Below are 9,666 nucleotides of genomic sequence, written 5' to 3' on the forward strand. Positions count from 1 at the left end.
CGGGCTCGCCATCGGAGGACTCGTGGCAGGGGTGGTCGCAACGACGGCCCTGGGAGCGGGCGGGGACAAGAGCGCCACTTCCGCGCCCAGCGGGCGCCCCGCGCACACGCTCCAGGCGGATTTCACGTCGGCCGCCGCAGAGTTCCATGTGCCGGCCAGGGTGCTGATGGCCGTCTCCTACCAGATGACACTGTGGGAGTCGCACGACGGCCGGCCCTCGGTCACCGGCAACTACAACGTCATGGGTCTTACCTCGGTCAGTGCGGCCGACCTGAAGCCGGGGCGGGACAGCGAATCGGCGACGCACGGGTACGGCGACGACCCCAGGGCGCTGCGCCACCACTCCGCCAAGGCCGGCACGTCCACGCCGAGCGAGACGTCCCCGTCGCAGCGGGTCACCCCGGCGATGCGCACCCTCGACACCGCTGCCTCGATGGTCAAGGCGTCCCAGGAGTCGCTGCGCACCTCGATGCGGCAGAACATACGCGGTGCCGCCGCACTGCTCGCCTCCTACGAGCGCGCGTCGGCCGACTCCCTGCCGTCCGATCCCGGGCGGTGGTACCCGGCGGTAGCCCGCCTCAGTCAGTCCGCCCGCTCCCAGGTCGCCGAGCAGTTCGCCGACCGCGTGTTCGCGACCGTCCGCGTCGGTGCCCACCGGGTCACCACAGACAACCAGGAGGTGACGCTGCCCGCCGACCCCTCGGTGACGGTGCACAGACCGGTCGCGGTGAGTCCCGACCTGAAACCCGCGATCCGCCAGGCGTCCTTCACGACCTCCGGCACGACCATCCCGGCACCGGAATGCCCCTCCACTCTGGCCTGCACGTTTACTCCCGCCGCGTACGCGCTCAACAGCAGCAGCGACCAGAGCGACTACGGCAATTACGACCTCGCGAACCGCCCCTCGGACGGTGACGCGATCAACACCATCGTCATCCACGACACCGAGAGCACCGCGGCCTCCGCGATCAGCTCGTTTCAGCAGCCGTCGACGTACGCCAGCGCCCACTACGTGATCGGCGCCGACGGCTCGGTCACCCAGATGGTGCCGACCAAGGACATCGCCTGGCACGCCGGCAACAAGTACGTCAACGACCACTCGATCGGCATCGAGCACGAGGGCTACGCGCTGGACTACGGCAGCTGGTACACCGAGCAGGAGTACCAGTCCTCTGTGGCGCTGGTCGGCTACCTCGCCCAGCAGTTCGGCATCCCGCTCGACCGCGAGCACATCATCGGCCACGACGACGTCCCCGGCCCCCTCAGCGCGTACTACGAGGGCATGCACTGGGACCCCGGACCATGGTGGAACTGGAGCCACTACCTGTCGCTGCTGGGCGCCTCCCCCAACGGCGACGGCATGCCCGTGGCCGGCGGCGAGGTCACCATCACCCCGTCCTGGAGCAGCAGTTACGAGCCGACCCTCACCGGGTGCGGTTCGTCCACCACCACCTGTCCCGCCAACCCCGCCAACTTCGTCTATCTGCGCACCAGCCCGTCTTCCACGGCGGCGCTGATCACGGACCCGAAGTTCACGGCGGACGGCAAGCCCACCGGAACCACCCTGGGCTGGGACTGGACGGACAAGGCAGCCTTCGGCCAGACCTTCGTGGTCGCCTCGGTGCAGGACGACTGGACGGCCATCTGGTACGACGGCCAGGAGGCGTGGTTCTACAATCCCGGCGGCGCCTACACCATGGCGAACACCGGCACGGCGCAGCACCTGATCACCCCGGCCGGGGCGTCGGCCGTTGCGGTGTACGGCCGTGCCTACCCGGAGACCTCGGCCTATCCCTCCGACCTGAGCACCCTGGCCTCCGATCCGAACCAGCAGCTGACCCCGCTGGACCACGCGACCATCCAGCCGGGGCAGTCCTACACCGCGCTGTCGGCGGTGAACGGCGACTTCTACTACGCCGAGGACATCAACTGCTCGGGCAGTCCGGACTGTGTGCTGGTCTCGGGGAACACGACCTACTACCCGATCCGCTACAACCACCGCATCGCCTACGTGAAGGCGAGCGACGTAACACTGACCGACCCGGTGGTCCCGCCGACCGGCACGTTCAAGCCCGTCACCCCCACACGGATCATGGACACCCGCAACGGCACCGGCGTGACCAGGGCCAAGGTCGGCCCCGACAGCACGGTCACCCTCCAGGTCACCGGCAAGGTCGGAGTGCCCACCAGCGGCGTTACCGGCGTCATCATGAACGTGACGGCGACAAACGCGACGACCAGCAGTTACGTCACGGTCTACCCCAACGGAACCACCCGCACCAGCGCGTCCAACCTCAACTTCCCTGCGGGCAAGACGTTTCCGAACCTGGTGACGGTGCCCGTCACCAACGGCAAGGTCAACTTCTACAACCGCGCCGGAAGCGTGGACCTGATCGCCGACATCACCGGCTACTACACCAGTGACGGAAGCGGTTCCAAGCTCACCAGCATCACCCCGACGCGGCTCATGGACACCCGCAACGGCACGGGCGTCCCCCAGGCCAAGGTCGGCCCCGGCGGCACTGTCACCCTCCAGGTCGCCGGCAAGGCAGGGCTGCCCACCAGCGGCGTCACCGCGGTGGTGATGAACGTGACGGCTACGAGAGCGACAAAGAGCAGTTACGTCACCGTCTACCCCGACGGAACCACCCGGACGAGCGCCTCCAACCTCAACTTCTGGGCCAACGAGACGTTCCCCAACCTCGTCGTCGTCCCCGTCACCAACGGCAAGGTCGACTTCTACAACAACGCCGGGAGCGTCGACCTGATCGCCGACATCACCGGCTACTTCAGCGCCACCGGCTCCGTCGAGCACAACGCGGGACCGGTCCGGGTCATGGACACCCGCAACGGCACCGGCGTCCGCCAGGGGACCGTCGGGGCCGACGCCACCGTCACCCTGACCGTCGGCGGCCACAACGGCGTGCCGGTGAACGCCACGGCCGTCGTGCTCAACGTCACCGCGGTCAACCCGACCACCACCAGTTACGTCACGGTCTATCCCAACGGAGTCTCCAGGCCGAATCCCGGCTCCAACCTCAACTTCACGGCAGGCAAGACCATCCCCAACCTCGTCGTCGTCCCCATCACCAACGGCAAGATCAACTTTTACAACCATGCCGGGAACGTCGACCTGATTGCGGACCTGGCCGGCTACTTCACCGGATGAGCCCGGCGGGGTGCTGCCGACCCAGGAGCGGCAGCATCCCCGCCCCACCACCACTCACCGCCAGCGGGCGGAAACTGCGGCATCGGCTCACGCCCGCCTGGGACGCTGTCCGGTTCGAGCTACATGGCCCGCAAGGGCCCGGCGTGAGCAGCGTCCGGAACCACGACCGACGCGAGATCGCCGGAATGTCGGACCCCTCATGGCGAGGCTGCCAGGTGGGCGCTGCCGACGGCGGCCAGCACCAGGCCGACCGCGATGAACACCCGCACCAGGCGCAGCACCACCCCGGCCAGATGACCGGCCGCCCGGGAGGTGCCGACCAGCTTCGCGGTGCGCCCGAAGTAGGTCCGGGCGCCGGTGGCGGTGACCTGCCCGGTGGCCTCGCCGCGCACCACTGTCGCCCCCCGAATACAGGGCTTCCCCGGCTCCCCGCCCCACCGGCGCCGACTTGCCGGTCAGCGTGGACTGATCGACCAGCACCGCTCCCTGCTCCAGCCGCAGGTCAGCGGGCACCGGATCACCGACCCGCACATACGCCAGATCGCCGGGCACCAGCGCCGCCGCGGGCTGCAACGCCCACGCCCCGTCCCGGCACACCTGGGCGTCGACCGCCAGCCGCTTGCGCAGCAGCGCCACCGCCGCCTGCGCCCGCCCCTCCTGCGCCAGCCCCAGAGCGGTGTTCAGCACCAGCACGGCCGCCACAATCCCAGCATCCAGCCACTTGCCCAGGACCAACTCCAAAGCCACAGTGGCCTCCAGCATCCGCGGCACCGGCACCGGCACCCACAGCTTCCCCACAACCCGCGCCGCCAAGCCCACCTCTCGCTCCTGCACCGTGTTCGGTCCCTCCTCGGCCAACAACTCCGCCGCCCTCGCCGACGACAAACCCCCAGCCGTCGGCACACCGGCCTGCCCTGGTTTCTCACCCAGCTCGACGGGGCTGCGCCAACGCACAGCTGTTGCCTGCCCCCGGACTTGGTCCCGAGGCGCCGCACCCGCAATGACACTCTGGGCGCCGACGACGGTGATTGACGGCACTGACTGCGAAGGCAGGTGCGGCTGACGGGCGCTCCTGCCCCCGTCCCTGATCACCTGCCCGGCCGGAACGCCGGTCGCGCCCGCTGCAGGCAATGGGTGCCCACAACAAGCTGGCCACGACCAGTGGGCCCCGGCGCGGCGGCAATCCGGGCGGCACCCGTGGTCATCGGCTCCCCGGCACTCCACAGGACGGAAATGACCTCAGCCTCCAGCCCCCGCTTGCCCTGCGGTCGGTCTGCTCGCCGCTGTCGGCGTGCGCCATGAGCGGGCATTCCGTCCGTCCCCTGCGCGCACCACACCGGGACCTGTGCGCCGTGGGGCTTTGACCAGAGGCGGTTGCCGACGCATGACGAGCACGAATTACTCTTACAACTTGTAGTAATCGCCGGGAGCGTCAGTGGGCCCCAGGCCAGGCCCTTTGTGTATCACGGCGGGGCGGTCGGTTTCGGAACGGCGGGCGGGCGTGTGCCTGGCTGAGGAGTGGCGAGTATGAGTGAACACCGGCGCCGATCGTCGGGGAGGACCGCGCCGTCCGGCTCGGAGGGTGTGCCGTACGGCGGCCGTGCCGAGGCGCGCAGGGCTGCCCGGGCCGGGGGTGGGCGGGGCCGCCGCGCTGCGGACACGCGTCCTGCAGGTGCCGGGCACTCCGGCCGGGCGGCCACGCGGCGTGCGAGTGCGGCACGTTCCAGCCGGGGCCGCCTCATCGATTACCCGCGGGCGGACAAGCGTGGCCTTCGGCGTTGGCTGCCCTCGTGGAAGCAGCTGCTCGGCACCTTCCTGCTGTTCTCCGGCGGCGTGCTGGGCCTGTTCGGGTACGCCTACGCCACCACGACCATCCCGAGCGCGAACCCCAGCACCCAGCAGCAGAGCAACACCTACTACTGGTCCGACGGCTCGGTGATGGCCACCCAGGGGCAGACCAACCGGCAGAACGTCGACCTCGCCCAGGTGCCGAAACTGGCGCAGTGGGACTTCCTCGCCGCGGAGAACGCCACCTTCTACACCGACCCCGGCGTCGACACGCAGGGCATGCTCCGTGCCGTCTACCACATGGCCACGGGCGGGGAGGTGCAGTCCGGGTCGACGATCACCCAGCAGTTCGTGAAGAACACCTACCTCAGCCAGAACCAGTCGGTCACCCGCAAGCTGAGGGAGATCATGATCTCCCTGAAGATCGGCAGCCAGCTGTCCAAACAGCAGATCCTTCAGGGCTATCTCAACAGCTGCTACTACGGGCGGGACGCCTACGGCATCGAAGCCGCAGCCCGCGCTTACTACCACGAGCACGCCTCCCAGCTGACCGTCAGCCAGGGCGCGTTCATCGCCGCCACGGTCAACGAGCCGAGCCTGCTGATGCACGCCGACACCGACCCGCAGGCCAAGACCCAGGCCAAGGCGCGCTGGACGTACGTCCTGGAGCGCATGGCCAAGATCCACAAGATCACCGACGCCCAGGAACAGCAGTACCTGGCCGCAGGGTTCCCCACGCCCAAGCCGTACACGGCGTCGGCGGGGATGTCGGGGCAGACCGGTTATCTGGTGGACGCCGCGAAGAAGTACGTCGAGGCCCACTCGTCGATCACCGAGCAGCAGTTCGGCCGCGGTGGCTATCAGATCTACACCACTTTCGACAAGAAGAAGGTGAACGCGCTGTCGGCGTCGGTGGCTGCGATGGCGATGAAGCACCTCGATCCCAAGCACCGCTCGGCCGACAAGAACGTCCAGGTCGGCGCGGCGTCGATCGACCCGTCGACCGGCGCGGTCGTGGCCCTGTACGGCGGAGCGGGCTGGAACAAGGGCCACTGGACCGACAACGCCGACGCCACCGGTGTGCCGGTCGGCTCGACCTTCAAGCCCGTCGATCTGGCCGCCGCCCTCGACCACGGAGCCGTGCTCTCCCCGGGCCAGCCGGCCTCACCGATCACGCCCGACTCCAAGTTCAACGGTGACGACGGCATCACCATCAAGAACCAGCAGGGCCAACAGGTGCCGGACCCGGGCGACCCCACGGGACTCCTTCACCAGCGCAACGACGTCCCCACGAAATGGGGTTACATCACACTGCGCAAGGCCATGGAGCAGTCGGTCAACACCCCCTACGTCCAGCTCGGCGAGTACGTCGGCTACGACAACGTGGAGAACGAGGCCCTCAGGGCGGGCCTGCTGCGCAAGAGCCTGCAGTACGACACCCCCGGCTTCTACATCGGCACCTCCACCCCCTCGGCGATCCGCATGGCCGACGCCTACGCCACCTTCGACGCCGGCGGCGTCCAGCACGAGCCCTACTCGGTGACCAAGGTCATCGCCGACGGCCAACCGTTCCCCGGCTTCGACAAGCCCAAGGGCACCACGGCCATGCCCGCCTCGACCGCCGACACCGTCACCGACGTCCTGCAGGACGTCGTCAAGCACGGAACGGGCACCAACGCCCAGGCGCTGGGCCGCCCTGTGGCCGGCAAGACCGGCACCACCGACGACTACAAGTCCGCCTGGTTCATCGGCTACACCCCGCAGCTGGTCACATCCGTCGCCATGTTCAAGGAGGACCCGAAGAACGCGGGCCTGCAGTCGATGCAGGGCGTCGGCGGCTACGCCAAGGTCTTCGGCGCCGACATGCCCACCGAGGTGTGGACCGGCTACATGACCGCCGCCCTCCAGGGACAGCCCGTCCAGCAGTTCCCGCCCGCACCCCAACTGGGCCAGAGCACCGACGAATACGGCGCCCCCTCGCCCACTCCCTCTCCCACCGCGAGCACCCCGACAGCACCGGTCACGCCGAGCCCCTCCGCCGGAACGTGCCACCCGAAGAAGGACTGCCCGAGCCCGACGCCCACGGACACCTCGGGCACCATCACCGGCGGCACCGGCGACGGCGGGCTGCTCGGTGGCACCACCGGCGGCGCCACCCAAAGCACCTCACCCACGCCCACACCCACGCCTACTCCCAGCTTCAGCGGCCCCGGCCGGCATCCGTAAGGCGGTCCGACCGGGACCGTCCGGCACGACATGCCCGGCAACCGTCAGCGGGGGAGCCGGTCTGTCGTTCAACGCGGCCTGTCGGCGATCCCACGTCAGCGCGGTAAGCAGGAACTGCGGCGACCGGGCTTGCGCAGCCGTACCGACAACACCGACGTCAGCGTGCCGGACCGCGCGGGCAGCAAGAGGAGGTCGTGCCGGTCGACCAGGAATCCGTGCGCGGTCAGTCGGTCGGCTGGAGAGCTCGGGCCCCGGCGGTGCCGTGCGCAGAACGAGGCCACGCCCCATCGCGGCGGGCATCACCAGCCGAATCTCCTACATGATGGAGAAATTGAGGGAGCGACTGTCGGAGCCCATCGGGACCTTGAGCCATTCACCCCGTTGCACGAGCCACCACCGGGATCAAGGCGTACAGGGCCAGAGTGAACGCGTACGCAGCACAATCGAACTGGCGGCGCCCTCTGGCCGAACACCGGCCATGACCATCGCCGATGCAGAACACCGCCGTGGCCACCGATGCCTCGCAGTTCCCCTCCGTGCCGGTGGGCGTCGCCGCGGGGAGCGGCCGACGTGAGTTGCTCGGCGCGGTCCGTCCGGACCGCCCCGCGCGAAGCCGCTATGAAACCGCTCACATAGGTAGGGTGACTGCTACTCGCGGCTACCGTGGAACGGCAGGAGGGGCGTCATGGCAGGTGAACCGGCCTTCTTTGAGCTCGGTGTTCAGGACCCCGAGCGAGCCCGTACCTTTTATGGGGCGCTGTTCGGCTGGACCTTTCAGCCGGCGCCGGCAGGTGTCGGCTTCACGATCAGCACCCGCGGAGTGCCGGGCGGAGTGCATGGCGCGGACGCCGGCGCCTCCCCGTATCTCTTCTTCTGCGTGGACGATCTGGATGCGGCCGTGCACCAGGTCCTCGAACTGGGTGGCACCGTCGACGACTACCCGTTCTGGGAGGAAGAGGAGCCGGCGTCCGTGACTGCCCGGGGATGGTTCCGGCTGTGCCGGGACGACCAGGGTTCAGCCTTCGGCCTGTACCAGCCCCAGGACGCCTGAGATCCGTGGAAGCCTCAGGCGTGGACATCCGGTGGGGCGGCCGCTCTGGCGCCACGCGGGTGACCGTATCCGAGGACAGCCGCGCCGGTGAGGGCGTGGTGTGGAAGGACTCAGCGGATCGGTGGCCGTGCCCGCGTGCGTACCGGAGATCTGTCGAGTTTCAGTGGGTGTTGGGGCTCGACGGCACGATGATGATCAACTTGCGCTACAGGGCCGAATGAGCAAACCGACGTACGCCCTCGCTTGGCACCGGCCGTCGGATGTGCCCGCCCTCTCGGGCATCCGGACATCGAGGTTCATTCTTGACCACCCCCTTCTTGTGGCGCGGGAAGAATTGCCGATATGAGAAGACGGCAGTGGTGGACCTGGCTGGGGGACGGCGTGCTGGTCTTGGTGGGGGCTCTGGCGGCAGCCGGACTGGTCGTCGGTCTCGGCTGGGGCGAGCACGGGGGCTGGCGGCTGGTCCCCTTCGCGGCTGTGGGTCTGGTGGCGGCCGGAGTGGTGTGCGAACTGCCGGCCGCGCCGGTACGCGGGGGAGGCGGGGCCGTCTCGGCCGATGTGCCGCGGCTCTTCACAGGCCATGGCAGCCCGGGGGAGTCACGGCTCTGAGCGCGGCGACGTGGTCCGTATGGCTACACCACTCCCGCAGGCGCGCCCCACGGACTTCCCACCCCTGCAGCACTGGGTGAGCGGCTGTGCCGTCCGGTGCGTCATCCTCGGCCATCTTGGCCAGGGTCGGCGTGCCGGGCCCGAGTCGCACGACATGGCCCATGCCGAGGGCGACGACTCTCCCGCGCCGGATCTGTGAGCCTGCCGCGTGCAGACGGCGGTGGATGTAGGAGCGGAAAGCGAAACGAAGGGGTGACGAATACGAACGGGCGGGGTGCCAGCACCGAATCTCTTCGGTTACCGATATATTCGGCAGTCAACATGTTCTGACAGCTATGTGTTTGGTGCTCATATCCCTGCCGGTGCAGCCGCGACAAGTGCGCCCACTCCATGACCGCCGCCCCGCTGCCTTCGGAGAATCAGGAGACACGCCCGCATGACGATCAACACCACCGCGCTACGTGCCGCGGCTTACCGCGGCCGGCTTCGCTGGTGGTCCGAACTGCCGCTCATAGACGCCGTCTACACCGTGTATTCCGGGGCGCGCGCGTCTGCTGGTCAGAGGCGAGGTGGGCAACGCCATCGGCCACGGCGCCGACATCCTGCACGACGAGCAACTGCTGCACCTGGACCCGGAGCGCTGGTTCAACCAGCTTTTCGCGCACCACGCCTTCCTGGGGGTGCCCGCCGACTTCGCGTACGCCTCACTGCACTATCTGGTGACGCCCGCCGTCCTGGTCTGGCTGTGGCTTCGTCGGCCGACGAAGCCACAACCACTCCACCCCCCCCCCCCGGATGATAAACCCCCCCCTCCGCAGAGGCG

The 9,666-nt window shown here is 68.9% G+C and carries 5 protein-coding genes and 2 pseudogenes; 5 read left to right on the plus strand and 2 right to left on the minus strand.

Going from position 1 to position 9,666, the window contains the following annotated elements; all coding sequences use genetic code 11:
- Positions 1–31 precede the first annotated feature (31 nt).
- Positions 32–3,169 (plus strand): peptidoglycan recognition family protein, encoded by a 3,138-nt coding sequence (locus AB0I51_RS43865; RefSeq protein ID WP_362984377.1) that lies wholly within the window; start codon positions 32–34, stop codon positions 3,167–3,169.
- Between the two features lie 197 nt (positions 3,170–3,366).
- Here the strand turns inward: AB0I51_RS43865 and AB0I51_RS43870 are convergent, their stop codons facing one another.
- Both AB0I51_RS43870 and AB0I51_RS43875 read right to left on the minus strand, forming a co-directional pair.
- Positions 3,367–3,561: a hypothetical protein gene (locus tag AB0I51_RS43870; RefSeq protein WP_362984379.1), complete on the minus strand. Its 195-nt coding sequence runs from the start codon at positions 3,559–3,561 to the stop codon at positions 3,367–3,369.
- A 22-nt stretch (positions 3,562–3,583) separates the two neighbouring features.
- Positions 3,584–3,931, minus strand: a pseudogene (locus tag AB0I51_RS43875) (metal-transporting ATPase); the annotation flags it as partial.
- A gap of 765 nt (positions 3,932–4,696) precedes the next feature.
- Between AB0I51_RS43875 and AB0I51_RS43880 the strand changes: the two are divergent.
- The 4 genes and pseudogenes from AB0I51_RS43880 to AB0I51_RS43895 form a co-directional block, all read left to right on the plus strand.
- A complete protein-coding gene (locus tag AB0I51_RS43880; protein WP_362984381.1) occupies positions 4,697–7,183 on the plus strand; it encodes a transglycosylase domain-containing protein in 2,487 nt (828 codons plus the stop codon).
- A gap of 685 nt (positions 7,184–7,868) precedes the next feature.
- Positions 7,869–8,234, plus strand: coding sequence for a VOC family protein (locus AB0I51_RS43885; protein WP_362984383.1), 366 nt, complete (start codon positions 7,869–7,871; stop codon positions 8,232–8,234).
- A gap of 342 nt (positions 8,235–8,576) precedes the next feature.
- Positions 8,577–8,843, plus strand: a complete 267-nt coding sequence (locus AB0I51_RS43890; protein ID WP_362984385.1) for a hypothetical protein — start codon at positions 8,577–8,579, stop codon at positions 8,841–8,843.
- Between the two features lie 436 nt (positions 8,844–9,279).
- Positions 9,280–9,666: pseudogene (locus AB0I51_RS43895) on the plus strand (phosphatase PAP2 family protein); the annotation flags it as partial.

The organism is Streptomyces sp. NPDC050549 (assembly GCF_040655035.1).
GTDB lineage: Bacteria > Actinomycetota > Actinomycetes > Streptomycetales > Streptomycetaceae > Streptomyces.